We start from the raw sequence: 26,419 nt of genomic DNA on the forward strand, positions 1-26,419 counted from the left end.
GAACCGGTCAGGGCCAGCGTGGGCCCTTCTTAGACATGCTCATGACAGAGATGTCGGGAGTGGGGGTGGGGGGTGATGACGTCGACGATCGCCGGGGATCAGGCGGCGCCGACTCCTGCCGGAGCGAGGAAGTCGATCGGCTGCTGCGTGGTGCCGTCGAGCGCCAGGTCGGCGGCGATCTCTCCCATCGCGGGCGACAACTTGAAGCCGCTGCCGGAGAACCCGGCCATGACGATGATGTCGTCCTCGCCGGGCAGATGACCGACGAGCGGGTTTGCGGACTCCGTGTAGCCCTCCATGTAGGCCGACACCCTGATGGGGTCGGGGTTCAGGTCGGGCATGAGTTCACCGATGAGCTCGCGGAAGATGCCGAGTTCTTCGGGGCGGACGGTACGCTCGAGCCGTTCGGGCTCGGGCACCGGCGCATGGTATTTGAAGGAGAGACCGAGCTTGACGGAGATGCCGTCGGGCGACGGGATTCCGAAGCAGTCGTGGGGTGTGGCGCGCACGAAGGAAGGGGCACCGCCCGCGAACCAGTCGTGGCGGGTGGGCAGGTGCCAGGAACAGATCACCCGGCGGACGTCGATGCTCCGGGGCAGGTCCGGGAGCAGTGTGTTGATCCAGGGGCCCACGGTCACCACGGCGGCGTCCACATGGTCCGTGCCGTGGTCGGTGACGACGTTCACCCCGCCGCCGGCCGCGGGGGCGACCTCCCGCACCGTGGTGTAGCGGTGCAGCCGGGCGCCCAGCTGCTCGGCACGGGCGGCGGCGGCCTGGATCGACGCCTCCGGCCTGATGACGGCGCCCAACCGGTCGAGGACGGCGGTGTGTCCGTCCGGGAGCCGGTGCTGCGGGTAGCGGCGGGCGAGTTCCTCCCGGTCCAGTACCTCGTGATCCAGCCCCTGGGCGGCGCTGGTGGAGAGGAGGAGGCTCATGGACGGTGAGGAGGCCTCTCCCATCACCAGGCTGCCGCTGCGGCGTCGCAACGACCGGCCCGTCTCCGCCTGGAGCTGCTCCCACATCCGGTCCGCGAGCCGCAGCAGCGGAATGTACCCGGGCTCGCCGAGGTGGGCGGCTCGGTAGATGCGGCTCTCGCCCCCGGCCGCTCCGCGGTCGTGACCCGGTGCGTACCGGTCGTAGCCGATGACCTCGGCTCCGCGGGCGGCCAGTCTCCACATGACCTGGCTGCCCATGCTGCCGGCACCGATCACGGCGACGCGTTTCGGGATGCTCATGAAATCGCTCCTTTCTTCCGATTTTGGGTCCCGCTGGATTGGCGTTCACTTTCGGCCATGGAATCTTGCGGGTCAATCCATACTTCGCTTTACCTTGAGGCAGGGGGAGACGGCTCAGAGGAGCTCGATCAGCTGGTCGGTGAACTCGGCGGTGGTCGCCGTTCCGCCCAGGTCACGGGTGCGGACATCGGTCTTGGCCAGGACCGAGGCGATCGCGTCCGTGATGTCCCTGGCCGCGGCGGGATGGCCGAGGTGGTCGAGCATCATGGCCGCGGACCAGATCGCGCCCAGCGGGTTGGCGATGCCCTGACCCGCGATGTCGGGCGCGGAGCCGTGCACCGGCTCGAACATCGAGGGGAAGTCCCGCTCGGGGTTGAGGTTGGCCGCCGGGGCGATGCCGATGGATCCGGCGACGGCGGCCGCGAGGTCGCTGAGGATGTCGCCGAAGAGGTTGGAGGCGACGACGACGTCGAAGCGGGCCGGCTCGAGGACGAACTTGGCCGCGAGCGCGTCGATGTGCTCCTGGTCCCAGGCGACCTGCGGGAACGAGGCGGCCCGCTCGGTGACGAGCTGGTCCCAGAACGGCATGGTGTGGATGATGCCGTTCGACTTGGTCGCGGAGGTCAGGCGGCCGCCGCGCTGGGAGGCGAGCGTGAAGGCGTAGTCCAGCAGGCGTGAGACGCCGGCCCGGGTGAACACGGCCTCCTGCACGGCGATCTCGTCCGGGAAGCCTCTGTTGAGCCGGCCGCCGACCTCGCTGTACTCGCCTTCCGAGTTCTCCCGCACGACGACGACATCGACCTCGCCCGGCCGTGCGCCGCGCACCGGGCTGTCGATGCCTTCGAAAACACGGATGGGCCGGAGGTTGACGTACTGGCGGAAGCTGCGCCGGATCGGGATCAGCAGCCCCCACAGCGAGACGTGGTCGGGCACCCCCGGGTATCCCACCGCGCCCAGCAGGATCGCGTCCTTGTCGCGCAGCTGGTCGATCCCGTCGGCGGGCATCATGGCGCCCTCCCGCAGGTACCGCTCGCACGACCAGTCGTACGACGTGTAGGACAAGCTGAAGCCGTGGCGGCGGCCGAGGACATCGAGCACCTGCTGTGCTGGGGGCAGTACCTCGGCGCCGATGCCGTCGCCCGGGATCAGGGCAATCCGGTGGTTCGTCGTCATGGCGTCGATTGCAGCAGGGCGGTCCGTGGGGCGTCCAAGACGCAAAGCGGATCTCCCTTATAAGCGGCGCCTATCAGCTGTCGGCGGCCGAGGTCGCGGCCGTGAGGAACGCGGCGGCCGCGGGCGACAGGATGCCGCGGCGGGCGACGAGGGCGATGTCCAAGGTGTTCTCCGGCTCGATGTCCAGGACGCGGGCGCCCAGCCGCCCGGCGAGGTCCCGCCAGGAATCCGTGACCACCGCCAGCCCCACCCCGGCCAGCACCAGAGGCATCAGCGACACCCGGTGCTCGGTCTCGACCGCGACGGCGAACTCGATGCCCTGCTCCTGCAACGCGTCGACATAGGCACGCATCCCGGTACCCGACTGCCCGACGATCAGCCGCTGTCCCGCAAGCTCCCGGCATTCCACCGCCGTCCGGCCGGCGAACGGGCCGTCGGCGGGCACCACCAGCACGAAACGCTGCCGTCCCAGCGCATGCGAGACGACCTCCTTGTCGGAAAGAGGACCGGCGGACGCCAAAAGCCCCAGCTCCACCGCACCCGTGCGCACCATGTCGATCACATCACGCGACGTGAACGCCGCATTGATCGCCACGGAAACACCGGGATAACGGCGGCTGAAGGCACTCACCAAGCTCGTCAGCGGCTCCACCGCCTGTGACGGCATCGCCGCCACATCCAGGCGCCCCTCACGCAGCTCATGCACCGCCGCGACACTCGCCCGCGCCGTCTCCAGACTCCGCACAGCCTCCCGGGCAGGCTCGATCAGGGCCCTTCCGGCCTCCGTCAGCACCGCCCTGCGCCCGATGCGATGGAACAGTTCGGATCCCAGATCACGCTCCAGCGCCCGCACGGCCTGCGACAGCGACGGCTGCGACACGTACAGAGCCGACGCCGCACGGTTGAACCCCCCACGATCAACGATCGCAAGGAAGTACTCCAGCTGCCGAATGTCCATACGCGCCCTCTGCCCTGGAAGAAATCAACCGACGACTCGACCGGTCCCGACCATGGTGGCGTGAAGGATCGCCTCGACGAAGTACGGACCACCGATGCACTGGCCGTCATCCTCACCGAAGCGCGGTTACAGCCACCTGAGGCACTCAATGGCTGGCTGCGGCACTCGGTCACAGCCGTCTCCCGGCCCGAGGCTCGAACAGACACTGAGGGCTTCTCGCATGTGCCGTCACCGACAGGGCCGGCAACTGTCACACTCAATACTGCATGCACCGTCCAGGATGGAACGCTTACGCAAGAGGATGCTCCTCCGCAGGAGAACGAACGGTGCTGCAAGTGGCGGACCGCGAAGTGTTCGCGACGGTTGCACACCAAAGAGGCCGCCTTCGTTCGAGTGACGCGGGCCGGCTCACGGCGGGTACTTCCGGTCGCCTCGTCCAGGAGCAGCGGGCGGGGCTTGCTCAGGAGGGCGCGGGCGATGGCGATGCGTTGCCGCTCGCCGCCCGATAGCTTCGAACCGCGGTGTCCGACCGGGGCGTCCAGGCCGGGGGGCAGGCGCTCGACGAGGGTGTCGAGTTTTGTCCGGGCCAGGACGTCGCGGATGTCGTCGTCCGTCGCGCCGGGCGCCGCGAAGACCAGGTTTTCCCTCAGCGTGCCGGTCAGCACCGGAGCGTCCTGCTCGACATAGCCGATGGCGGACCGAAGCCGGGGCAGTGACCTAGCCCCTTACGTCCGTGCCGTCGACCAGCACGCGGCCGCCGGCGACCTCGTGGAACCGCTCGATGAGCGCGAACACGGTGCATTCAGCGGCCGACCCGGCCGCGGACCGGCGGGATCGCGTCGAGCAGCGCACATCTGGGTCATGCCGTTGTGGCGTCGGTGAAACCGCCCACGAGGCGGAGAATCGGGTGTCAGGGATGGACAGTCCCGGCAGCGAACCAGTCACGAGCGGTTGATTCTCCTCCTTCGGGCAGGTCGTTCAGGAAGACCACTGCCAGACCGCGCTTGGCTCGTGAGCAACAGACGTAGAACAGGTTTCGTGACCGTTCGGTGGGGTCGGGCTTGTCGGTGCCGACGAGCATCTTGCCGATGTTGTACATCGTCCACGCGGAGTCGTCGACCACCACGACAACGTTTCCGAACTCATCTTTCTTCACGCCGTGCTGCGTGGAGAAGGGGGTGAGTTCGTCGATGAACTGGGTAACGCTGATGACCTCCCGATAGGGAATGTTGCGTAGGTTGTTGGAAAAGTCGGCCTTTCGCTGTTGGCGGTCGTCCAGGCCGGTCGCAGTTCTGCGGCGTTCGAGATCCCGCACCCTTCCTGGAACGGACAGAAGGTGCGCGCCATGAGGTCATCGGGGCCGTGGCTGCCAAGCTGCCGGTACTGCTCCAACAGGCTGGCGTACTCCAGCGTGCCGGCGATGCCGCGGTGGGTGAGCAGGAGGTACTTGGTGTTCTCGCTTGACCAGCCTTTGCTTGCAAGAGTGGCCTCTGCGGCAGCAAGCCGGGGCGGGCCGGGAGAGGCGTGGGTGTTGAGGAACAAGTGCACCTCGCCCTCTTGCTGTTCTCCGGAGGCCCGCTGGATGAGCTGGGGACGCATTTTGTTGAGAACGTCGATAACAGGGCGCGAACACCGGTAGTTCTCGTGTTTGGTGATCGGCGTAAGTTTTGCATGCTGAACCGCACCGACGCCGGACCGGTAGATCTTTTGCATCGAGTCGCCGAAGAGGCCGATCACACAGGGGACCTGACCTGCGCCTGCCAGGTGGTCCAACAGCAGCTCAATCGTCTTGGGTGAGGTGTCCTGGTACTCGTCGACGAAGATGACGGGTATGTGCTGGTGATGATGCGTATGAGCTTTGGATGGGCGGCGATGAGGCGGAGGGACAGTGCAATGACATCGTCGTGGGAGATGCGTCCCTCGCTCAGTTTCCGCCCTCGGTCCGAGTACTCGATGACTGGAGGAGTGGTTACCTCGTCGAGATCTTCTGGCTTCGACAGTCCCTTGTTGTAGTCGAGGACCTGCTGCCAGAGCTCACGCGGATAGGCCTGGATAACGCTCCCGAGGAATTCGTGGATGGTGCCGACAGCGGGTCCGCCGAAATTCGTTCAACAATCTTCTTTTTGGCCACGTTTGTGTACGTGATGCAGGCGATTCGTCGGCCGCTTGCCTCAAGCTCTGTGCGCCGGTGGCTGAGGAGGTGCTGCAAAGCGCGGACGAGAGTCGTCGTCTTGCCGGCCCCTGCTCCGGCTTCCAAGAGGAAGCTGCGCCCGGCTTCCAGCTCTTCGATAACGGCCGTGAGGGTGTCTAAGGGCCGTCCCGTAATTGATCATGGTCGTGCTTGCTGGCCTGCCTGCTCTCGGCTCAGCCGGTGACGGTGAGGTTGTAGAGGCGGGCGATACCGAGCATGGCGTGGTGAACGCCGTCCCCTTTCAAGCGGCAGTCACGGAGGATCTTCCAGCTCTTCATCCTGGCGAAGGCGTGCTCGACGCGGGCCCTGACCTTGCGGTGCGAAGCGTTGTGTTCCTCTTTCCAGGTCGGGAGGTTTGCCTGGCCGGGGTCACGGCGGTGAGGGATGAGCAGGCCAGTGCCCCGGTAGCCGCCGTCAGCGATCACGGTGGTCCGGCCGATGGCGCCCTTCGCTCCGGACAGCTCCCATGCCTTGCAGTCGTTGCGGTTCCCCGGGACTGGCCGGCCGACGGCGACGACCAGGCGGGTGTCGGCGTCGATGACGACCTGGTGGTTGGTGGAGTACCTGTAGTTCTTCGACTGCTCGGCGATCGTGTGGTCACGGGTGGGGACCAGGGTGCCGTCGACAATCAGCACGGTGTCCTTCCGGAACCTCTTGCGAGGCCGCAGGGCGAGCGATGGCCCGAGGTGGGCGATGATCCGGTCCGCGGCGGACTTGGAGACCCCGAAGAGCGGAGCGAGCTGCCGCAGAGGTTTGTCCGCCAGTACGCGGCCACCAGCAAGACTCTGTCCTCCAGTGGCAGGCCCCAGGGGCGACCTCTGCGCACCGGGTCGGTGCCCTCCCGCCGCAACGCGGTCACGAGCTGCCCGAACTGTCGCGGGCTCAGCCCGGTGAACGGGGCTATCCAGGAGGGTTCCGTGATCACACCAGCCACGGCGAGATCGATATTGGCTACGCGGTGGCCATCGCTGATGGAAAGTGGCCACGGGATCTGGAAACCTACATGTTCAGCCGCCGTACGCGCCGGACGCCGTCAGCCGCAGCGCCGTGTCGATCAGCGGCACGTGGCTGAAGGCCTGCGGGAAGTTGCCGACCTGGCGCTGCAGCCGCGGGTCCCACTCCTCCGCCAGCAGACCGAGGTCGTTGCGCAGCGACAGCAGCTTCTCGAACAGCTGCCGGGCCTCGTCGACCCGGCCGATCATCGCCAGGTCGTCGGCCATCCAGAACGAGCAGGCGAGGAACGCGCCCTCGTCGCCGGGCAGCCCGTCGACGCCCTCGTGGTCGCCCTGGGTCGGGTAGCGCAGGATGAAGCCGTCCGGCGTGGACAGCTCGCGCTGGATCGCCTCGATGGTGCCGATGACGCGCTTGTCGTCCGGGGGCAGGAAGCCCATCTGCGGGATCAGCAGCAGCGAGGCGTCCAGCTCCTTCGAGCCGTACGACTGCGTGAACGTGTTGCGCTCCTTGTCGTAGCCCTTCTCGCACACGTCCCGGTGGATGTCGTCGCGGAGCTCCTTCCAGCGCTCCAGCGGGCCGTCGGCGTCGCCCGACTCGATCAGCTTGATCGTGCGGTCGACCGCGACCCAGGCCATCACCTTGGAGTGCACGAAGTGGCGGCGCGGGCCGCGCACCTCCCAGATGCCCTCGTCCGGCTCCTGCCAGTGGTCCTCCAGGTAGCGGATCAGCTTCAGCTGGAGCAGGGAGGCGTAGTCGTTGCGGGCCAGGCCCGTCATGTGGGCCAGGTGCAGGGCCTCGGTGACCTCGCCGTAGACGTCCAGCTGGAGCTGGTGGGCCGCGCCGTTGCCGACCCGGACCGGGGCGGAGTTCTCGTAGCCGGGCAGCCAGTCCAGCTCCGCCTCGCCGAGCTCGCGCTCGCCGGCGATGCCGTACATGATCTGCAGGTTCTCCGGGTCGCCGGCCACCGCCCGCAGCAGCCACTCGCGCCAGGCGCGGGCCTCCTCGCGGTAGCCGGTGCGCAGCAGCGAGGACAGGGTGATCGCCGCGTCACGCAGCCAGGTGTAGCGGTAGTCCCAGTTGCGGACGCCGCCGATGTCCTCCGGCAGGGAGGTGGTGGGCGCGGCCACGATGCCGCCGGTCGGGGCGTACGTCAGGGCCTTCAGCGTGATCAGCGAGCGGATCACGGCCTCGCGGTAGGGCCCGTGGTACGTGCAGTGCTCGACCCACTCGCGCCAGAAGTCCTCCGTCGCCTCCAGCGACTGCTCCGGCTCGGGCAGCGGCGGCGGCTCCTTGTGCGAGGGCTGCCAGGAGATGGTGAACGCGATCCGGTCACCCGGAGCGACCGTGAAGTCCGCGTACGTGGTCAGCGACTTGCCGTAGGTCTCGGCGTGTGTGTCGAACCACACGGAGTCCGGGCCCGCCACGGCCACCGTGCGCCCCTCGTGCTTGTGCACCCACGGCACGATACGGCCGTACGAGAAACGCATCCGCAGGGCGGAGCGCATGGGCACGCGGCCCGAGACGCCTTCCACGATCCGGATCAGCTGCGGGGCGCCGTCACGCGGGGGCATGAAATCGGTCACTCGGACCGTGCCGCGCTGGGTGTCCCACTCGGACTCCAGGATCAGCGAGTCGCCGCGGTAGCTGCGCCGGGCCGCGGTGGGCGGCTGCTGGTCGGAGGCGTACGCGGGCCCGAGCCGCCAGAAGCCGTGCTCCTCGTTGCCCAGCAGACCGGCGAAGATGGCGTGCGAGTCGAAGCGGGGCAGGCACAGCCAGTCGACTGTCCCGTCCCGGCAGACCAGGGCAGCGGTCTGCATGTCTCCGATGAGTGCGTAGTCTTCGATGCGCCCGGCCACGTGCAACTCCAGTCGAACGGCCACGTCACCCCGCATGGGGGCTGTCGCTAGTGCGGTCAAGGGGTTCTTGTAATGCGTCGTTGAGCGATGAAGCAAAACAGTCGCTCTGCCGTGATGCAAAACGCCAATTGTTGCTCAACGAACTGACGAGCTCTCGTTGTTCCGGTGTTTACGGTCGGGGTTGGTGCCGTGAGGCCGGTCGGGCTCGGCAGCGAGTGTCCGAGCAGGATACGACGCACGTAGATGATGTGTATGCCGCTCCGGGCAAGGCGAGTACGCCGAACGAGTGAGCAATGGGTGAGAGACCGGTGTGGGAGACCGCATCCGTGGCGGCGCGTGTGCGGAGCGTGGCCGGAAGCCATCCCCGCGCGGCGCTGATACGCTGGTAGCCCGTGGACCGGTGGGCCCCTTCCCCGGAGGGGAAACTTCGACAGGGAACCCCCGAACCGCAGCGACGGCACCCCGGAGACCTCCGGCAGGCAGCCGTACCGCACCCACAGACCGCGACCACGGGAGCCCCCTCTTGGCCATGCCTGCTGCTTTCCGAAACAGCACCTCGACGACCAAGCACATCTTCGTCACCGGGGGTGTCGCCTCCTCTCTCGGCAAGGGGCTGACGGCCTCCAGCCTCGGCATGCTGCTCAAGGCCCGCGGTCTGCGCGTCGTGATGCAGAAGCTCGACCCGTACCTGAACGTCGACCCGGGCACGATGAACCCCTTCCAGCACGGTGAGGTGTTCGTCACCAACGACGGCGCCGAGACCGACCTGGACATCGGCCACTACGAGCGCTTCCTCGACCGTGACCTCGACGGCTCGGCCAATGTCACCACCGGCCAGGTGTACTCCACGGTGATCGCCAAGGAGCGACGCGGCGAGTACCTGGGCGACACCGTGCAGGTCATCCCGCACATCACCAACGAGATCAAGCACCGCATCCGCCGCATGGCGACGGACGAGGTCGACGTTGTGATCACCGAGGTGGGTGGCACGGTCGGCGACATCGAGTCGCTGCCGTTCCTGGAGACCGTCCGCCAGGTCAGGCACGAGGTCGGCCGCGACAACGTCTTCGTCGTGCACATCTCCCTTCTGCCTTACATCGGGCCCTCGGGAGAACTCAAGACGAAGCCGACCCAGCACTCGGTTGCGGCTCTGCGCAACATCGGTATCCAGCCGGACGCGATCGTGCTGCGCTGCGACCGTGAGGTGCCCACCGCGATCAAGCGGAAGATCTCCCTGATGTGCGACGTCGACGAGGCCGCCGTCGTCGCCTGCCCCGACGCCCGCTCGATCTACGACATCCCGAAGACCCTGCACGGCGAGGGCCTGGACGCCTACGTCGTGCGCAAGCTGGACCTGCCCTTCCGTGACGTGGACTGGACGACCTGGGACGACCTGCTCGACCGCGTCCACAACCCCGACCACGAGGTCACCCTCGCCCTGGTCGGCAAGTACATCGACCTGCCCGACGCCTACCTGTCGGTCACCGAGGCGCTGCGCGCCGGCGGCTTCGCCAACAAGGCCCGCGTGAAGATCAAGTGGGTCACCTCCGACGACTGCAAGACCCCGGCCGGCGCCAAGGCGCAGCTGGAGGACGCCGACGGCATCTGCATCCCGGGCGGCTTCGGCGACCGCGGTGTGCTCGGCAAGGTCGGCGCGATCAAGTACGCCCGCGAGAACAAGATCCCGCTGCTCGGCCTGTGCCTCGGCCTGCAGTGCATCGTGATCGAGGCCGCCCGCAACCTGGCCGACATCTCCGACGCCAACTCCACCGAGTTCGACCCGGCCACCGCCCACCCGGTCATCTCCACGATGGCCGAGCAGCTCGACATCGTCGCCGGTGAGGGCGACATGGGCGGCACGATGCGGCTGGGCATGTACCCGGCCAAGCTGGCCGAGGGCTCGATCGTGCGCGAGGTGTACGGCGGCAAGGAGTACGTCGAGGAGCGCCACCGGCACCGCTACGAGGTGAACAACGCCTACCGCGCCGAGCTGGAGAAGAAGGCGGGCATCCTGTTCTCCGGCACCTCGCCGGACGGCAAGCTCGTCGAGTACGTGGAGTACCCGCGCGACGTCCACCCGTACCTGGTCGCCACGCAGGCGCACCCCGAGCTGCGCTCGCGGCCGACGCGTCCGCACCCGCTGTTCGCCGGCTTGGTCAAGGCCGCGGTCGAGCGGAAGAATTCCAAGTAACACACCAGTTGTACGGTGGCCGGGGTGCATACCTTCACAAGGTGGGCACCCCGGTTTCTTTCAGCACGTCTCTTTGGGCACGTGGAAGGACAGGCATGACGATCAAGGACACCCCCGAGGAGTGGGAGATCCGGGCCACGGACACCCCCTTCGTGGGCAACAAGACCTCCGTCCGCACGGACGACGTGGTCATGCCCGACGGCACGGTCGTCACCCGCGACTACCAGGTCCACCCCGGCTCCGTGGCCGTGCTCGCCCTCGACGACGCCGACCGCGTCCTGGTCCTGCGCCAGTACCGCCACCCCGTGCGCCACAAGCTGTGGGAGATCCCGGCCGGTCTGCTCGACGTACCCGGCGAGAACCCGCTGCACGCCGCCCAGCGCGAGCTGTACGAGGAGGCGCACGTCAAGGCCGAGGACTGGCGGGTGCTGACCGACGTCTACACCACCCCGGGCGGCTGCGACGAGGCCGTTCGGATCTTCCTCGCCCGCGACCTGTCCGAGGCCGACGGCGAGCGCTTCGAGGTGGAGCACGAAGAGGCCGACATGGAGATCGCACGGGTGCCCGTCGAGGAGCTCGTGCGCGGGGTGCTGGCCGGCGAGCTGCACAACAACTGCCTCGTCGTCGGTGTCCTGTCGCTCGTCGCCGCGCGGAACGGGGACGGGCTCGACGCGCTGCGGCCGGCGCAGGCGCCGTGGCCGGCGCGTCCGTTCGAGGCGTGAACCCACCGCCGCAGCCCGCGGGGCTCTCTGGTGTGACGATCTGCTGATCCGATCGGGGGACGTGTCCGCCGCGCTCCACACGGGACGTAGCAGAGCGTGAACTAGGCTCTGGAGACGCCCGATCCGGAGTCCCGGCGGGCCCCGGCATGCGGTGGGACGGGAGTGTGGCCCGTGACGGATCAGGTGGTGGACACAGACAGCGTGCAGCTCTCCGGAAAGGTGACCGAGGAGAGTCGGTTTCTCGGCCGCACACGGGAGTTGAAGGAGCTGCGCGCCGATATCGAGCGCATCGGCCTGGACACCCTCGCCGGCCGCAAGGCCCCCCGCGCGCGCGTGCTGCTCATCGCCGGCCGGCCCGGCTCCGGCCGCACGGCGCTTGCCGAGGAGCTCGTACGACAGGTCGCGGACCGTTACCCCGACGGGGTGCTGCGCGCCCGCCTGAGCGAGCCCGACGGCACGCCCGTGCCCGTCGAACGCACCGCCCGGGACCTGCTCACCGCCCTGGACGTGACCGCCCCGGCCGGAGCCGCCGAGGACGACCTCACCGCCGAACTGCGCACCGCCCTGGCCGACCGGCGGGCGCTGCTGCTGCTCGACGACGCGGCCGACGCCGAGCAGGTCGACGCCCTGCTGCCGCAGAGCCCGGACTGCCTGGTCGTCGCCGTCTCCGGGGGCCCGCTGACCGGGATCGCGGACGTCCGCCCCTGCACCCTGGGCGGCCTCGACACCAAGTCCGCGGTGGAGCTGCTGTCGCGGCACACCGGCTCGGTCCGCATCACCGTCGACCCCCGGGCCGCCGAGGGGCTCGCCGAGGAGTGCCAGGGGCAGCCCGCCGCGCTGATGCTGGCGGGCGGCTGGCTCGCCGCCCGGCCCCAGGCGGCCGTCTCCGACCTCGCCAAGCAACTGCGCGCCGAGGACGCCGAGGGGGCACCCCTCACCCGCGTCTTCCGGCTCGCCTACGCCTCGCTGCCCGCCACCGCCGCCCGGATGCTGCGCCTGCTCTCCCTCGCCCCGGCCGGCCTGGTCGACCCGCAGATCGCCTCCGCGCTCGCCGGCTGCTCGGTCGGCAGCGCCCGCACCACGCTGGACGACTTCGTCGCCCTCGGCTTCCTGCACGCGGTGGAATCACCGCTGCCGGAGTACGAGGTGCCCGGCTGTCTGCAGGCCCTGCTGCGCGCCCTCGCCCAGACCAGGGACAAACCCGCCGAGCTCCAGCTGGCCCGCGCCCGCATGCTGGAGCGGACCGTACGGCTGCTGCAGTCGTGCCGGGCGATCACCGAGACCGACAGCCCGCTGGCCCGCGAAAAGCTCCTCAGCATGCCGGAGGCGCTGCGCTTCCCCACTCCCCGGGCCGCCGCCGACTGGCTGCGCATCCGCCGGCCCGCCCTGCTGGCCGCGGCCCGCCTCGCGGTCGCCGACGGGGAGCTGGACACCCTCGCCCGGCGCTTGATGTCCCAGCTGGTGCGGGCGATGGCCGCCCACGTCGGCACCCAGGCCGCCGCCCCCGACCTGTACGGCGTCCACCGCCTCGTCCTCGACGTGGCCGAGCGCCGGAACCTGCCCCGGGAGAAGGCCGCCGCCCTGCTGAACCTCGGCGACCTCGACGCCCGCACCGGCCGCACCGCCGAGGCGCTGGTGCGCTACCGGGCCGCGCTGGACGCCGGACGCGAGGTGAACGACCCGTACGCGACCGGCCGCGCGATGGAATCCGTGGGCGGTGCCCACCTGGAGCTCGGGGACTACGACCGGGCCGCCGACTGGTTCGGCCGGGCCCTGGTCGAGCGGCTCGCCCGGGACGAGCGCGCGGACGCCGCCCGGCTGTACGGCCGCATCGCCTCCGCCCACACCTATGCCGGGCGCTACGGCGAGGCGGTGCGCAACTGGCGCGCCGCGGTCGCCGGGTATCGCAGGACCGGCGATCTGGCCGCCCAGGCGCGGGCGTTGAGCGAACTGGCGCGAGTCCAGGAGTACGCGGGGCGGCCCGAGGAGTCGCTGCGCACCTGCCGGGAGGCCGTGGAGTGGGCCCGGCTGGCCGAGGACACCCGGTTGCAGGGCGCGCTGCACCTGCGGGTCGCCGACACCCTCGAGCACCTCGGCGACCCCGCGTCGGCCCGGCTGCACCGGGGCGCGGCCGAGCGGATGCTGGAGGAGGAGGCCCAGGAGCCCCAGGACGGCGACTCTGATCTGGAACAGGGAGCTAACGCCTGCGAAATCCGTAGCGCATCCGCTGAAGATTGATGCAATGAAAGGCTAGACAGCGGGAACACCTTCATTAGACTGGCTCTGCCGCACGTTCTCCTGCGGTCTCTCCCGGTGTGCCCGCGCGTGCCCGGGTATGTCTAGTAATACCCCCATACCCTCTGAGCCAAGGACCGTGATCGACGTGAAGGTCGGCATTCCCCGCGAGGTCAAGAACAACGAGTTCCGGGTGGCCATCACCCCCGCCGGCGTGCACGAGCTGGTGCGCCACGGCCACCAGGTCGTCATCGAGCGCGGCGCCGGGGTCGGCTCCTCGATCACGGACGACGAGTACGTCTCCGCCGGCGCCGAGATCCTTCAGACGGCGGACGAGGTGTGGGCCGCCGCCGACCTGCTGCTGAAGGTCAAGGAACCCATCGCCGAGGAGTACCACCGCCTCCGCAAGGACCAGACGCTCTTCACCTACCTGCACCTGGCCGCCTCCAAGGAGTGCACGGACGCCCTCCTGGAGTCCGGCACCACCGCGATCGCGTACGAGACGGTCGAGCTGCCCAGCCGCGCGCTCCCGCTGCTCGCCCCCATGTCCGAGGTCGCGGGCCGGCTGGCCCCGCAGGTCGGCGCCTACCACCTGATGCGCGCCAACGGCGGCCGCGGTGTGCTGCCGGGCGGTGTCCCGGGTGTGACCCCGGCCAAGGCCGTCGTCATCGGCGGTGGCGTCTCCGGCTGGAACGCCACCCAGATCGCCGTCGGCATGGGCTTCGACGTGACCCTGCTGGACCGCGACATCAACAAGCTGCGCGAGGCGGACAAGATCTTCGGCACGAAGGTCAAGGCCGTCATGTCCAACTCCTTCGAGCTGGAGAAGGCCGTCCTCGACGCCGACCTCGTCATCGGCGCGGTGCTCATCCCCGGCGCCAAGGCCCCGAAGCTGGTCACCAACGAGCTCGTCTCCCGGATGAAGCCGGGAAGTGTCCTTGTCGACATCGCGATCGACCAGGGCGGCTGCTTCGAGGACTCCCGTCCCACCACGCACGCCGAGCCGACCTTCAAGGTCCACGACTCGGTCTTCTACTGCGTCGCCAACATGCCGGGCGCGGTGCCCAGCACCTCCACCAACGCCCTCACCAACGCCACGCTGCCGTACATCGTCGAGCTCGCCGACCGCGGCTGGGTGGAGGCGCTGCGCCGCGACCCCGCGCTGGCCAAGGGCCTCAACACCCATGACGGCAAGGTCGTTTACCGCGAGGTCGCCGAGGCGCACGGCCTGGAGCACGTGGAGCTCGACTCCCTGCTCGGCTGAGCGCCCGACTCCCTGCCCGGCGGGGCGACAGGATCAAGTCATCCGTAAGCAAAAGGCGATACGTCAACACGGCTCGTCAACACCGCGCACCCGGCCGGACCTTGTCGAGAAGGTCCGGCCGGGTGTGTGTATGGTCACTTCGCGCCGCTCGGGCAACTCGCCTCGAACGCAACCCTTCAACCGATTCGCACACCGGCGAAACCTGCCGTGCGACGGCCGTACGCCCTTGACAGCGGGATGTTTCATTGCCGACACATCGGGCCGGGTCCGGCGGATTGTGTTGCTGCGGACCGCCGACACGCCATAGAGTCGCCAACCGTCGGCATGGTGCCACGCTGACCTGTCTAGAAGTTTCCTGGTCACCAAGGAGGTAAGACGACTTGTGAATGAGTCGACATTTACTCCCGGGGGTGGTCAACCAGGAATGCCTGCACGGGGCCAGGGCTCCGCGGGGTTCGAGGCTGTCGGCTCCGTCGCTGTGCGCACCTTCGCAGCCCACCAGAGTCGCCAGAGCCCAGGGGTGACTCACCCAGCACACCGAAGCATGGATGGCCATCACGTGAACGCCATGGCCGGCGACGGAAGTGGCGCGCCCCACAACCACTTCGCCGACTACGACGAACTGCCCGAGGGGCACTTCTACGACCCCGACGCGGAGTACGAGCCCGACCCCGAGTACGCGGCCACTCTCGCGCCCGACGCGGCCCGCCAGCGCCGCGAGCGCATCGGTCCGACCGGGCGCCCGCTGCCGTACTTCCCGATCCCGGGCCCGCTGACCGACCACGGCCCCGCGAAGATCATCGCGATGTGCAACCAGAAGGGCGGCGTCGGCAAGACGACGTCGACCATCAACCTGGGTGCCGCGCTCGCGGAGTACGGACGCCGTGTCCTCCTCGTGGACTTCGACCCGCAGGGCGCGCTGTCGGTCGGACTCGGCGTCAACCCGATGGAACTCGACCTCACCGTCTACAACCTGCTCATGGAGCGGGGCATGGCGGCCGACGAGGTGCTGCTGAAGACCGCGGTCCCCAACATGGACCTGCTGCCCAGCAACATCGACCTGTCGGCGGCCGAGGTCCAGCTGGTCTCCGAGGTCGCCCGCGAGTCGACGCTGGCCCGCGCGCTGAAGCCGCTGCTGCCCGACTACGACTACATCGTGATCGACTGTCAGCCCTCGCTCGGCCTGCTCACGGTCAACGCCCTGACGGCCGCGCACAAGGTGATCGTGCCGCTCGAGTGCGAGTTCTTCGCACTGCGCGGTGTGGCGCTGCTGACCGAGACCATCGAGAAGGTCCAGGAACGGCTCAACCCGGAGCTGGAGCTCGACGGGATCCTCGCCACGATGTACGACTCGCGCACGGTGCACAGCCGCGAGGTGCTCGCGCGGGTCGTCGAGGCCTTCGACGACCACGTGTACCACACGGTCATCGGGCGCACGGTCCGCTTCCCGGAGACCACGGTCGCCGGTGAGCCGATCACCACGTACGCCTCCAACTCCGTCGGTGCCGCCGCCTACCGCCAGCTCGCCAGGGAGGTGCTCGCCCGGTGTCACGCCGAGTGAGTCTGCCGGGGGCCGACGAACTCTTCCGTACGACAGGGGGAATGGGGCTGCAGCCCTCCACGCCCAGGCGTCAGGCCAACGGCGACGCCCGGGTGCCCGCTCCCGCGGGGGAGGGCGACGCCGTGGCGGCCTCGGAGGACGCGCCGCAGTCGGTGCCCGCGCAGGGCGGCGACGGCGAGGGCGCGGAGCACGTCGCGGCGGACGCGGAGCCGGCCGAGGCCGGGGAGTCCCGCAGCCGCACCGCGGCGACCGAGCGCTCCGGCTCCGGGCGACGTCAGGCCGCGCAGGAAGGTTCTGCCGCCGCATCCTCCTCCGCTGCTGCCGCCGCGCCGCGCAAGCGCGGGCGGGCGGCCACGCGCCGCCCCAGCGGACGCGAGCGGCACGACGAGAAGATCACGGTGTATGTGTCCGCCGAGGAGCTCATGGACCTGGAGCACGCCCGTCTCGTCCTGCGCGGCGAGCACGGGCTGGCCGTCGACCGCGGCCGGATCGTCCGCGAGGCGGTCGCCGTCGTCCTCGCCGACCTGGAGACCCGCGGGGACGCCAGCATCCTCGTACGACGGCTGCGCGGGCGGTAGCGGTAGCCTGCGGGGGCTATGACCTCGAACGGCGCCTCAGTCCCCGCTTCCGGCTCGGCCGGTCGTCGGCGTGCGCTGGGGAGGGGGCCGGGGGTTCCGCCGGCGGCTTCGCCGACTGAGCCGGTCGAGTCGCTCGCGCCTCCCGAGCCACCCGAGCCTCCCGTGGAGGAGGCGGCCGGTTCGGCCGCGAGGGAAGCGGCGCCTGGCGCGAAGCCTCCGGGGATCGCCGACCTTCCGGTTCCGGTCGAGCCGGAGCACCGGGGCGATGTTCCGGGGCAAGAGGGGGCGTCCGGCGATCCGGTCTCGGGAGAGGAGCCCGAGCGTGTCGATCCGGCACCGGAGCACGGGGGCCATGCCGTCCCGCCCGGGTCGCAGTCCGCGGGCGCCGCGCCGGAGGTGACGCCCGCGCCCGGGGCGGCTTCGGACGAGCCGGACCCTGGCTCGCACACCCCGCAGGATCAGACCGGGTCGGAGGCCGACGACGGTGTCTTCAAGGTGCGGCTCTCGAACTTCGAGGGCCCCTTCGACCTGCTGCTCCAGCTGATCTCCAAGCACAAGCTGGACGTCACCGAGGTCGCGCTGTCGAAGGTGACCGACGAGTTCATGGCGTACATCCGGGCGATGGGGCCGGACTGGGATCTGGACGAGACGACCGAGTTCCTGGTCGTCGCCGCCACCCTGCTCGACCTCAAGGCCGCGCGGCTGCTGCCCGCCGCCGAGGTGGAGGACGAGGCCGACCTCGCGCTCCTGGAGGCCCGGGACCTGCTGTTCGCCCGCCTGCTCCAGTACCGCGCGTACAAGCAGATCGCGGAGATCTTCAGCGGGCGGCTCGACGACGAGGCCCGGCGCTACCCCCGTACCGTCGGCCTCGAACCCCACCATGCCGAGCTGCTGCCCGAGGTCGTCATCAGCATCGGGCCGGAGGGCTTCGCCAAGCTGGCCGTCAAGGCGATGCAGCCCAAGCCCAAGCCGCAGGTGTACGTCGACCACATCCACGCCCCGCTGGTCAGCGTGCAGGAGCAGGCCGGGATCGTCGTCGCGCGGCTGCGGGAGCTCGGCGAGGCCAGCTTCCGCACGCTCGTGGCGGACACCGACGACACCCTGACCGTCGTGGCCCGGTTCCTGGCGCTGCTGGAGCTGTACCGCGAGAAGGCCGTGGCGCTGGAGCAGGAGACCGCGCTCGGTGAGTTGACCGTGCGCTGGACCGGCGGGGACGGGGACGAGACGCCGACGGTCACGGACGAGTTCGACCGGCCGCCCGAGCCGCCGAAGGAGGAGAAGAAGGCGTGAGCGAGGACACCATCGACGCCACCGATGTCACCGACGTCACGGACGCCACCGACGTCCCGGCCGGGCCGCGCACCGTCGCCGGCCTCGATCTCAAGCCCGCCCTGGAGGCGATGCTCATGGTCGTGGACGAGCCCGCGACCGAGGAGCATCTCGCGAAGATACTGGAGCGGCCGAAGCGGCAGGTCGCGGACGCCCTGCGGGAGCTGGCCGACGAGTACACCGTGCAGGGGCGCGGCTTCGAGCTGCGGTTCGTCGCGGGCGGCTGGCGGTTCTACACGCGCTCCGCGTACGCCGCCGCCGTCGAGCGCCTCGTGCTGGACGGCCAGACGGCCCGGCTCACCCAGGCCGCGCTGGAGACGCTCGCGGTCGTCGCCTACCGCCAGCCGGTCAGCCGCAGCCGGGTCTCGGCGGTGCGCGGAGTCAACTGTGACGGCGTCATGCGCACCCTCCTCCAGCGGGGTCTGGTCGAGGAGGCGGGCACGGAACCCGAAACAGGTGCGATCCTGTACAGGACGACGAACTACTTCCTGGAACGGATGGGCCTGCGCGGTCTGGACGAGCTCCCGGAGCTCGCGCCCTTCCTCCCGGAGGCGGAGGCGATCGAGGCCGAGACCCAGGAGGGCGTACCGTCGTTCGACCCGGACGCGCCTGATGACGACGCGCCGGGCGCCCCGGTGAACCCGGGAACCGACGACGTAGACGACCAGACGGAACTTTGATGCGAAGCAGCGGCAGGAACGGCGGACACGGCGGGCGCGGCAATCACCGCGGCGCCGGCAACGACAGGGACCAGAAGCAGGGGCAGGGCCGCCCCCGCAAGCCCCGCCCCGAGGAGCGCCGCTACGACGTGGGCCCCGGGGCCACGAAGGACGGCCCCAAGGCCGGCCGCGGCGGCGCGGCGCGCGGCGGGGCCAAGGGCGCGCCCAAGAAGCCCCAGCAGCGCGGGCGTACGGCCCCGGCGCGCCCCCGTGAGTACGAGGCGCAGATCGAGGAGCGCAACCGCGAGCGGTACGCGGGGAAGAAGGAGGTCAAGGTCCCCAAGACCTTCCCCGGCGCCGAGCAGGAGGGCGAGCGGCTGCAGAAGGTGCTCGCCCGCGCGGGCTACGGCTCCCGGCGCGCCTGCGAGGAGCTGATCGAGCAGGCCCGCGTCGAGGTCAACGGCGAGATCGTTCTCGAGCAGGGGCGGCGGGTCGACCCGGAGAAGGACGAGATCAGGGTCGACGGGCTGACCGTCGCCACGCAGCGCTACCAGTTCTTCGCGCTGAACAAGCCCGCCGGGGTGGTCTCCACCATGGAGGACCCCGAGGGGCGGCAGTGCCTCGGCGACTACGTCACCAACCGTGAGACGCGGCTCTTCCACGTCGGCCGGCTCGACACCGAGACCGAGGGCGTCATCCTGCTCACCAACCACGGTGAGCTGGCGCACCGGCTGACGCACCCCAGGTACGGCGTGAAGAAGACCTACCTCGCGCACATCGTCGGCCCCATCCCGCGCGACCTGGGCAAGCGGCTGAAGGACGGCATCCAGCTGGAGGACGGGTACGCGCGTGCGGACCACTTCCGGGTCGTCGAGCAGACCGGCAAGAACTACCTGGTGGAGGTCACCCTCCACGAGGGCCGCAAGCACATCGTGCGCCGGATGCTGGCCGAGGCCGGCTTCCCCGTCGACAAGCTGGTGCGCACCGCCTTCGGTCCGATCACCCTGGGCGACCAGAAGTCGGGCTGGCTGCGGCGGCTGACGAACACCGAGGTCGGGATGCTGATGAAGGAAGTCGACCTGTAAAAGAGCGTTCTTCAAGAGCGCGCAGGGCCCGCGAGGCTTGTGAGTGACCCCCACCCCCTTTTATAGTCGTGGTGACTATAAAAGGGGGTGGAGGTCGTCATGGCGGGCTACGACAAACACGCCTACGAACCCTTCGCCGTCACCGTCGACCTCGCCGTGTTCACCCTCCGCGAGGGCGCGCTGCACGTGCTGCTCGTCGAGCGCGGGGTGGAGCCGTACGCCGGGCGCTGGGCGCTGCCCGGGGGGTTCGTGCACCCGGACGAGTCCGCGGAGACGGCCGCCCGGCGCGAACTCGCCGAGGAGACCGGCCTGTCGGACGTCTCGGGGCTGCATCTGGAGCAGCTGCGGACGTACAGCGAACCCGACCGCGACCCCCGGATGCGGGTCGTGTCCGTCGCCTTCACCGCGCTGCTGCCCGACGCGCCCGAGGCGTACGGCGGCAGCGACGCGGCGCAGGCCCGCTGGGTGCCGTACGACACGGCCGGGCCGCTCGCCTTCGACCACGACCGGATCCTGGCCGACGCCCACGAACGCGTCGGCGCCAAGCTCGAGTGCACCTGCCTCGCCACCGCCTTCTGCCCGCCCGAATTCACCCTCGGCGAGCTGCAGCAGGTCTACGAGACCGTGTGGGGCACCGCGCTCGACCGGCCCAACTTCCGCCGCAAGGTGCTCGCCACCCCGGGCTTCGTCGAACCCGTCCCCGGTGCCGCGCGGCTGACCGGCGGGCGCGGCAAACCGGCCGCGCTGTACCGCGCGGGCACCGCCACCACCCTCCACCCGCCCCTGCTCCGACCGACCCGGGAAGGACGCCCCGCATGACCACCACCGTCCGCAAACAAGCCGCCACCGGAGCGCTCACCGGCCTCGCACTCGGGGACGCCCTCGGCTTCCCGACCGAGTTCAACGACGTGCCGTCGATCCTCGCCAAGTGCGGGCCGTGGCGGAAGATGGAGCTGCCCGATCCGGCGGTCGTCACCGACGACACGCAGATGACGCTGGCGTTGGGGCGGGGGCTGCGGACGGCGATGGACCGCGGGGTGCTCGCACCTGACGCGATGGCCGAGGCCGTACGGCAGGAGTTCATCGCCTGGAACCGGTCCCCGGAGAACAACCGCGCCCCCGGCAACACCTGCATTCGGGCCTGCGAACTGCTGGAGCACGCCGACCGGCCCTGGCAGGACGCCAGCCAGATCCACTCCAAGGGCTGCGGCGCCAACATGCGTGTGGCGCCGATCGGGCTGATCCCCGGGCTGAGCGACGAACAGCGCGCGGGCGCCGCCCAGTTGCAGTCCGCGCTGACGCACGGGCACCCGACCGCGCTCGCCGCCTCCGACCTCACCGCGCACGCCGTACGGCTGCTCGCGCAGGGCGCCGAGCCGGCCGGGCTGATCGGCCTGCTCCGCTCGTACGCCCTGGAGAACCGCTCCCGCTACCACCACCGCTGGCTCGGCGACCTGTGGACCCGCGCCCAGGACCCCGCCCCGGAGCAGTTCATCGCGCGCGGCTGGGACGAGTGCCTGGCGATCCTGGAGCGCCTTCAGGAGGCCGTCAGGACCGTCTCGCCCGAGACCGACCCCTGCCTGGCCACCGGCGCGGGCTGGATCGCCGAGGAGGCCCTGGCCACCGGGCTGCTGTGCTTCCTGCTCTTCGTCGACGAACCGGTCACCGCCCTGCGCCGCGCCGCCTGCTCCTCCGGCGACTCGGACTCCATCGCCTGCCTGGCCGGCGCCTTCGCGGGCGCCTACCTGGGCGCGGAGGCGTGGCCGACCGAGTGGGCAGACCGCGTCGAGTACCGGGGCGACCTGCTGACGCTCGGGGCGCTGTGGGACGCCTGAGCGGGGCGCGCGCCCGCTGATGCGCGGGCCGCCTCACAACTGCCCGACGCCCCCGGCGCGTACGGCGGTGCCCTGCACGGCCTCGTCGTACGCCTCCGCCTGGAGCGCTGAGGCCCGGCGGACGCGGGCGAGGAAGTCCTCCACGCGCCGCCGGTCCGGTTCAGCCGGGAGCGGGCTGCGGTGGGCGGCCTCCTCGGCCTCCGCCGCCAGGCGGGTCATCCAGGCGTCGACCTGAGACCACGGGACTTCGCCGCGCTTCACCGCGAGCAGCGGCTCGCGCTGGTCGCCGACGTCGACGGTGAGCCTGCCGGTGCGCAGCAGGTCGCGGGCGCTCATCAGCAGGCGCAGCAGGTGCATGGCGTGCTTCCAGCGCGGGGCGCCGTGCGTGCGGACGTCGGCGTCCAGCTTGCGCCGCTGGCCGTGCGCGTAGCGCGTGAACGTCTCGTGGGCCCGGCGGGAGAGGAACGCCTCGCGCAGGGCGAGCAGTTCACGGCCGGTGTCGTCGGCGTACTCCACGAGCGGGGAGTGCAGGCACTCCAGGATGTTCGGGTTGGCGCGCAGGGCCAGCTCGCAGAAGCGTTCCAGCTCCCAGCTGAACTGCTCCTCGGCCGGGCCCTCGACGTGCGTCGGCGGCTTGTCGAAACGCCAGAACAGGGGCGTCGGCGCGAGGAACACGCCCCGGCGGTCCGTGTCGCTGCCGTCCGTCGCCAGACCGAAGGCGCGCGAGCCCGTCACACAGGCGTAGATCGTGCGGTCGCGTACCAGGGTCTCGGGTGTCTCGGGGCGCATGCCCGGGAGCGTACGCGGCGCCTCACGCCAGGCGGATCGAATTTCCGTCCACGGTGATCCGCTCCTCGGGCAGCGGCCTGGTCGCCGGTCCCTCGGCCACCGAGCCGTCGGCGACGCGGAACCTGCTGCCGTGGCACGTGCAGTTGATGGTGCCGTCGGTGACGTCGGCGACGAGGCAGTTCTGGTGGGTGCAGATCGCCGAGAACGCCTTGAACTCGCCCTGTTCGGGCTGGGTCACGACGATCTTCTCGTCCTGGAAGACCGTGCCGCCGCCGACCGGGATGTCGCCGGTCGAGGCCAGCTCCTGCCCGGCGGTGGCCTGCGGTGAGCTCTCGCCCCCGTCGTCGCCGTTCGCGCCGCAGCCCGCGGTCAGCGCGGTCGCGCCTGCCGCGAGCAGAACCGTGCGTCGCGTCGCGCTGTGGGTCATGTCGTCACTCCGAAGGTGCGGAAGAACCAGAGGGCCGAGGTCAGCCGGATGAAGGTGAGGACGGTGCGGACCAGCCGCCGACGAGCGGCGGCAGCCGGCCGGGCAGTCGCTCCGAGAGGAGCAGCAGCATCTTGGCACTGAAAGAGCCGAAGGAGAAGCAAGCCGGGAGAGAGCGCCACAAAACGCGCGTTTGGGATGCCTGGTGGTCCGGCGCGTACAGGCCGCGCACCGCCACCGGCAGTGCGGGTGCGTGCCAGGCCGCGCCGTCTCACCGGGCGGGCGCCACATACCCGCACGACGCGGGCTGACTAGGCTGGACGGACAGGCAGCAGACAAGCACGTCAGCAAGGAGCATCGCCGTGGCGGTACGAGCGGTCCGGGGCGCCGTCCAACTGGAGCGGGACGAGGCCGGCCACATGGACGAGCAGGTCGGGGCCCTGCTCACGGCCATCCTGGAGCGCAACGGGCTGACAGCGGACGACCTGATCAGCATCTGGTTCACGGCCACGCCCGACCTGCACAGCGACTTCCCGGCGGCCGCCGCCCGCAAGCTCGGCATCGTCGACGTGCCCCTGATCTGCGCCCAGGAACTGGACATCGCCGGCGCGATGCCCCGCGTCGTCCGGGTCCTCGCGCACATCGAGTCCGACAAGCCCCGCGCCGACATCGCGCACGTCTACCTCGGCACCGCGGCCGCCCTGCGCAAGGACATCGCCCAGTGAGAACCGCACTCGTCATCGGCACCGGCCTCATCGGCACGTCCGCCGCCCTTGCCCTCACCCAGCGGGGCGTGGTCGTCCACCTCGCCGACCACGACCCGGAGCAGGCCCGTACGGCGGCCGCGCTCGGCGCCGGCACGGACGAGGCCCCCGACGGGCCCGTCGACCTGGCGCTCGTCGCCGCCCCGCCCGCGCACGTGGCCGACGTGCTCGCCGACGCCATGCGCCGGGGCGTGGCCCGCGGCTACGCGGACGTCGCCAGCGTCAAGGGCGGCCCGCGCCGCGAGCTGGAGGCGCACGGCCTGGACCTCGCGTCGTACATCGGCACCCACCCCATGTCCGGCCGCGAGAAGTCCGGCCCGCTGGCCGCCACCGCCGACCTCTTCGAGGGCCGCCCCTGGGTGCTGACCCCGACCCGGGACACCGACACCGAGGTGCTGAACCTCGCCCTGGAGCTGGTCTCGCACTGCCGGGCCGTGCCGGTCGTCATGGACGCCGACGCCCACGACCGTGCCGTCGCCCTCGTCTCCCACATGCCCCACCTGGTCTCCAGCATGGTCGCCGCACGCCTGGAGCACGCCGAGGAGGCCGCCGTACGGCTGTGCGGGCAGGGCATCCGCGACGTGACCCGGATCGCCGCCTCCGACCCCGGAATGTGGATCGACATCCTCTCCGCGAACCCCGGGCCGGTCGCCGACCTGCTCGGGGACGTCGCCGCCGACCTGGAGGAGACCGTACGGGCCCTGCGCGCCCTGCAGTCCTCCGACGAGGACAAGCGCCGCGAGGGCACCGCCGGCATCGAGGACGTCCTGCGCCGCGGCAACGCCGGCCAGGTCCGCGTCCCCGGCAAGCACGGGTCCGCCCCGCGGGCCTACGAGACGGTGGCCGTCCTCATCGACGACCAGCCCGGGCAGCTGGCCCGCATCTTCGCGGACGCGGGGATGGCCGGGGTCAACATCGAGGACGTCCGCATCGAGCACGCCACCGGGCAGCAGGCCGGTCTGGTGCAGCTCATGGTCGAGCCGAAGGCGGTGCCGGTGCTGACCTCGGCGCTGCGGGAGCGGGGCTGGGCGGTCCGCCAGTAAAACGGCCGCTGGGGAGCCAGTAACCTTGTGCGGGGCGCCCTCGCGTCCCGCACTCTGCCCACCACCTCGCACCAGGAAGGTGTCCCGCTGTGGAAAACGGCGCCGCCCAGCCCGTGATTGTCGCCATCGACGGCCCCTCCGGCACGGGCAAGTCGAGCACGTCGAAGGCCGTGGCGGCGCAGCTCGGCCTGAGCTACCTGGACACCGGCGCCCAGTACCGGGCGATCACCTGGTGGATGGTGAGCAACGGCATAGACATCGACGACCCGGCCGCGATCGCCGCCGCGGCCGGCAAGCCGGAGATCGTCTCCGGCACCGACCCGCGCAACCCGACCATCACGGTCGACGGTGTCGACGTCGCCGGCCCGATCCGCACCCAGGAGGTCACCTCCAGGGTCAGCGCCGTCAGCGCGGTGCCCGAGGTGCGCGCCCGGATCACCGAGCTGCAGCGCTCCATCGCGGCGAGCGCGGCCACCGGCATCGTCGTCGAGGGCCGCGACATCGGTACGACCGTGCTGCCCGACGCCGACCTCAAGATCTTCCTCACCGCCTCCCCGGAGGCCCGCGCCGCCCGCCGCAGCGGTGAGCTGAAGGGCGCCGACGTGCACACCACCCGCGAGGCGCTGATGAAGCGGGACGCGGCCGACTCCAGCCGCAAGACCTCGCCGCTCGCCAAGGCCGACGACGCCGTCGAGGTGGACACCACCGACCTGACGCTGGCGCAGGTCATCGAGTGCGTCGTCACCCTCGTCGAGGAGAAGCGGGCCGGGAAGTGACCTCGCCGTCCGTGCCTTCGCAGCGGGGTGCCGACGTCGGGCGGCGCATCGGCGTCGGCCTGATGTACGGGCTGTGGAAGCCGCGCGTGCTCGGCGCCTGGAAGGTGCCCGCGGCCGGCCCGGTGATCCTCGCTGTCAACCACTCCCACAACATCGACGGCCCGATGGTCATGGGCGTGGCGCCCCGGCCGACGCACTTCCTGGTCAAGAAGGAGGCGTTCGTCGGCCCGCTCGACCCGTTCCTGACCGCCATCGGCCAGCTGAAGGTGGACCGCGAGACCACCGACCGCACGGCGATCACCCGCGCGCTGGGCGTGCTGCAGAACGGCGGGGTGCTCGGCATATTTCCCGAGGGCACCCGCGGCGAGGGCGACTTCGCCTCGCTGCGCGCCGGGCTCGCGTACTTCGCCGTACGCAGTGGCGCGCCCATAGTCCCGGTCGCCGTACTGGGGACGGCTGGGCGGGATGGGCGGGGGAATACGGCGCGGCGCGGGCGGTTGATAAAGGGGCTGCCCCCGCTGCGCTCCCGTGTCGACGTCGTCTTCGGCGACCCCTTCGAGGCGGGCGACGGCAGCGGACGGCGTACCCGCACGGCGCTGGACGAGGCGACCGAGCGGATCCAGAAGCAGCTCACCGCGCACCTGGAGCAGGCCAGACGGCTGACCGGCCGCCGGCCGGACCCGGGCGTCTGACGGCCCCGGAAAACGCCGGGCGGCCGACCGGGCGCCGGGCGACACTGAGTAGTGGATCAACCCGGACCGGGGCGGCCCACCGACCACCACGATGAACGACGAGGT

The 26,419-nt window shown here is 70.5% G+C and carries 24 protein-coding genes and 4 pseudogenes; 16 read left to right on the plus strand and 12 right to left on the minus strand.

Annotated elements, in window-relative coordinates; all coding sequences use genetic code 11:
• Window positions 1-98: 98 nt before the first annotated feature.
• The 5 genes and pseudogenes from solA to ACYVMZ_RS31190 form a co-directional block, all read right to left on the minus strand.
• Window positions 99-1,235 carry an N-methyl-L-tryptophan oxidase gene (solA, locus tag ACYVMZ_RS31170; RefSeq protein WP_461085592.1) on the minus strand — a complete coding sequence of 379 codons (1,137 nt, stop codon included), beginning with the start codon at window positions 1,233-1,235 and terminating at the stop codon, window positions 99-101.
• 114 nt (window positions 1,236-1,349) lie between these two features.
• Entirely contained in the window at window positions 1,350-2,408 is a 1,059-nt protein-coding gene (locus tag ACYVMZ_RS31175) for a tartrate dehydrogenase (protein WP_461085594.1), read from the minus strand.
• A 73-nt stretch (window positions 2,409-2,481) separates the two neighbouring features.
• Entirely contained in the window at window positions 2,482-3,366 is an 885-nt protein-coding gene (locus ACYVMZ_RS31180; RefSeq protein ID WP_461085596.1) for a LysR family transcriptional regulator, read from the minus strand.
• Between the two features lie 425 nt (window positions 3,367-3,791).
• A pseudogene (locus ACYVMZ_RS31185) lies at window positions 3,792-4,176 on the minus strand (ATP-binding cassette domain-containing protein); the annotation flags it as partial.
• A gap of 100 nt (window positions 4,177-4,276) precedes the next feature.
• Window positions 4,277-4,681: a hypothetical protein gene (locus ACYVMZ_RS31190; protein ID WP_461085598.1), complete on the minus strand. Its 405-nt coding sequence runs from the start codon at window positions 4,679-4,681 to the stop codon at window positions 4,277-4,279.
• Between the two features lie 209 nt (window positions 4,682-4,890).
• On the opposite strand from ACYVMZ_RS31190, the gene ACYVMZ_RS31195 reads away from it, so the two are divergent.
• Window positions 4,891-5,163, plus strand: a complete 273-nt coding sequence (locus ACYVMZ_RS31195; protein WP_461085600.1) for a hypothetical protein — start codon at window positions 4,891-4,893, stop codon at window positions 5,161-5,163.
• On the opposite strand, the pseudogene ACYVMZ_RS31200 reads toward ACYVMZ_RS31195, so the two are convergent.
• The 4 genes and pseudogenes from ACYVMZ_RS31200 to ACYVMZ_RS31215 form a co-directional block, all read right to left on the minus strand.
• A pseudogene (locus ACYVMZ_RS31200) lies at window positions 5,122-5,397 on the minus strand (hypothetical protein); the annotation flags it as partial. The gene ACYVMZ_RS31195 and the pseudogene ACYVMZ_RS31200 sit on opposite strands and share 42 nt — an antisense overlap.
• Window positions 5,336-5,692 carry a UvrD-helicase domain-containing protein gene (locus tag ACYVMZ_RS31205; protein WP_461085732.1) on the minus strand — a complete coding sequence of 119 codons (357 nt, stop codon included), beginning with the start codon at window positions 5,690-5,692 and terminating at the stop codon, window positions 5,336-5,338. The gene ACYVMZ_RS31205 and the pseudogene ACYVMZ_RS31200, both read right to left, overlap by 62 nt.
• A 38-nt stretch (window positions 5,693-5,730) precedes the next feature.
• Window positions 5,731-6,491 (minus strand): annotated as a pseudogene (locus ACYVMZ_RS31210) (transposase).
• Between the two features lie 73 nt (window positions 6,492-6,564).
• On the minus strand, window positions 6,565-8,367 hold the full coding sequence (locus tag ACYVMZ_RS31215) for a glycoside hydrolase family 15 protein (RefSeq protein ID WP_461085734.1): 1,803 nt from the start codon (window positions 8,365-8,367) through the stop codon (window positions 6,565-6,567).
• Window positions 8,368-8,896: 529 nt separating this feature from the next.
• On the opposite strand from ACYVMZ_RS31215, the gene ACYVMZ_RS31220 reads away from it, so the two are divergent.
• The 11 genes from ACYVMZ_RS31220 to ACYVMZ_RS31270 all read left to right on the plus strand — a co-directional run bounded on the left by ACYVMZ_RS31220 (window position 8,897) and on the right by ACYVMZ_RS31270 (window position 21,826).
• Window positions 8,897-10,558 (plus strand): CTP synthase, encoded by a 1,662-nt coding sequence (locus tag ACYVMZ_RS31220; protein ID WP_461085602.1) that lies wholly within the window; start codon window positions 8,897-8,899, stop codon window positions 10,556-10,558.
• Between the two features lie 95 nt (window positions 10,559-10,653).
• Window positions 10,654-11,280: an NUDIX domain-containing protein gene (locus ACYVMZ_RS31225; protein ID WP_461085604.1), complete on the plus strand. Its 627-nt coding sequence runs from the start codon at window positions 10,654-10,656 to the stop codon at window positions 11,278-11,280.
• Between the two features lie 171 nt (window positions 11,281-11,451).
• Window positions 11,452-13,518 carry a tetratricopeptide repeat protein gene (locus ACYVMZ_RS31230; protein WP_461085606.1) on the plus strand — a complete coding sequence of 689 codons (2,067 nt, stop codon included), beginning with the start codon at window positions 11,452-11,454 and terminating at the stop codon, window positions 13,516-13,518.
• A 145-nt stretch (window positions 13,519-13,663) separates the two neighbouring features.
• Entirely contained in the window at window positions 13,664-14,779 is a 1,116-nt protein-coding gene (ald, locus tag ACYVMZ_RS31235; protein ID WP_461085736.1) for an alanine dehydrogenase, read from the plus strand.
• Between the two features lie 424 nt (window positions 14,780-15,203).
• Window positions 15,204-16,340, plus strand: coding sequence for a ParA family protein (locus ACYVMZ_RS31240; protein ID WP_461085608.1), 1,137 nt, complete (start codon window positions 15,204-15,206; stop codon window positions 16,338-16,340).
• Window positions 16,325-16,918, plus strand: coding sequence for a hypothetical protein (locus tag ACYVMZ_RS31245; RefSeq protein ID WP_461085610.1), 594 nt, complete (start codon window positions 16,325-16,327; stop codon window positions 16,916-16,918). The genes ACYVMZ_RS31240 and ACYVMZ_RS31245 overlap by 16 nt, the downstream gene beginning before the upstream one ends.
• A gap of 18 nt (window positions 16,919-16,936) precedes the next feature.
• A complete protein-coding gene (locus ACYVMZ_RS31250) occupies window positions 16,937-18,208 on the plus strand; it encodes a segregation and condensation protein A (RefSeq protein ID WP_461085612.1) in 1,272 nt (423 codons plus the stop codon).
• Window positions 18,205-18,927 carry an SMC-Scp complex subunit ScpB gene (scpB, locus tag ACYVMZ_RS31255; protein WP_461085614.1) on the plus strand — a complete coding sequence of 241 codons (723 nt, stop codon included), beginning with the start codon at window positions 18,205-18,207 and terminating at the stop codon, window positions 18,925-18,927. Before ACYVMZ_RS31250 ends, scpB begins: the two co-directional genes overlap by 4 nt.
• On the plus strand, window positions 18,927-19,991 hold the full coding sequence (locus tag ACYVMZ_RS31260) for a pseudouridine synthase (protein ID WP_461085616.1): 1,065 nt from the start codon (window positions 18,927-18,929) through the stop codon (window positions 19,989-19,991). The genes scpB and ACYVMZ_RS31260 overlap by 1 nt, the downstream gene beginning before the upstream one ends.
• 99 nt (window positions 19,992-20,090) lie before the next feature.
• Window positions 20,091-20,810, plus strand: coding sequence for an NUDIX hydrolase (locus ACYVMZ_RS31265; protein ID WP_461085619.1), 720 nt, complete (start codon window positions 20,091-20,093; stop codon window positions 20,808-20,810).
• Entirely contained in the window at window positions 20,807-21,826 is a 1,020-nt protein-coding gene (locus ACYVMZ_RS31270; RefSeq protein ID WP_461085621.1) for an ADP-ribosylglycohydrolase family protein, read from the plus strand. The genes ACYVMZ_RS31265 and ACYVMZ_RS31270 overlap by 4 nt, the downstream gene beginning before the upstream one ends.
• 33 nt (window positions 21,827-21,859) lie before the next feature.
• On the opposite strand, the gene ACYVMZ_RS31275 is transcribed toward ACYVMZ_RS31270, so the two are convergent.
• The 3 genes and pseudogenes from ACYVMZ_RS31275 to ACYVMZ_RS31285 form a co-directional block, all read right to left on the minus strand.
• Window positions 21,860-22,615, minus strand: a complete 756-nt coding sequence (locus ACYVMZ_RS31275) for a nucleotidyltransferase domain-containing protein (protein ID WP_461085623.1) — start codon at window positions 22,613-22,615, stop codon at window positions 21,860-21,862.
• Window positions 22,616-22,637: 22 nt separating this feature from the next.
• Window positions 22,638-23,042, minus strand: a complete 405-nt coding sequence (locus ACYVMZ_RS31280) for a Rieske (2Fe-2S) protein (protein WP_461085625.1) — start codon at window positions 23,040-23,042, stop codon at window positions 22,638-22,640.
• Window positions 23,039-23,286: pseudogene (locus tag ACYVMZ_RS31285) on the minus strand (DUF6529 family protein); the annotation flags it as partial. The gene ACYVMZ_RS31280 and the pseudogene ACYVMZ_RS31285, both read right to left, overlap by 4 nt.
• Window positions 23,287-23,401: 115 nt before the next feature.
• Here ACYVMZ_RS31285 and aroH point away from each other — a divergent pair.
• From aroH to ACYVMZ_RS31305, 4 genes are all read left to right on the plus strand, one after another.
• Window positions 23,402-23,764, plus strand: coding sequence for a chorismate mutase (gene aroH, locus ACYVMZ_RS31290; RefSeq protein ID WP_461085627.1), 363 nt, complete (start codon window positions 23,402-23,404; stop codon window positions 23,762-23,764).
• Window positions 23,761-24,846 carry a prephenate dehydrogenase gene (locus tag ACYVMZ_RS31295; RefSeq protein WP_461085629.1) on the plus strand — a complete coding sequence of 362 codons (1,086 nt, stop codon included), beginning with the start codon at window positions 23,761-23,763 and terminating at the stop codon, window positions 24,844-24,846. The genes aroH and ACYVMZ_RS31295 overlap by 4 nt, the downstream gene beginning before the upstream one ends.
• Before the next feature lie 89 nt (window positions 24,847-24,935).
• Window positions 24,936-25,622, plus strand: a complete 687-nt coding sequence (gene cmk / locus ACYVMZ_RS31300) for a (d)CMP kinase (protein WP_461085631.1) — start codon at window positions 24,936-24,938, stop codon at window positions 25,620-25,622.
• On the plus strand, window positions 25,580-26,314 hold the full coding sequence (locus tag ACYVMZ_RS31305; RefSeq protein ID WP_461085633.1) for a lysophospholipid acyltransferase family protein: 735 nt from the start codon (window positions 25,580-25,582) through the stop codon (window positions 26,312-26,314). The genes cmk and ACYVMZ_RS31305 overlap by 43 nt, the downstream gene beginning before the upstream one ends.
• Window positions 26,315-26,419 lie beyond the last annotated feature (105 nt).

The organism is Streptomyces deserti (genome assembly GCF_054782695.1).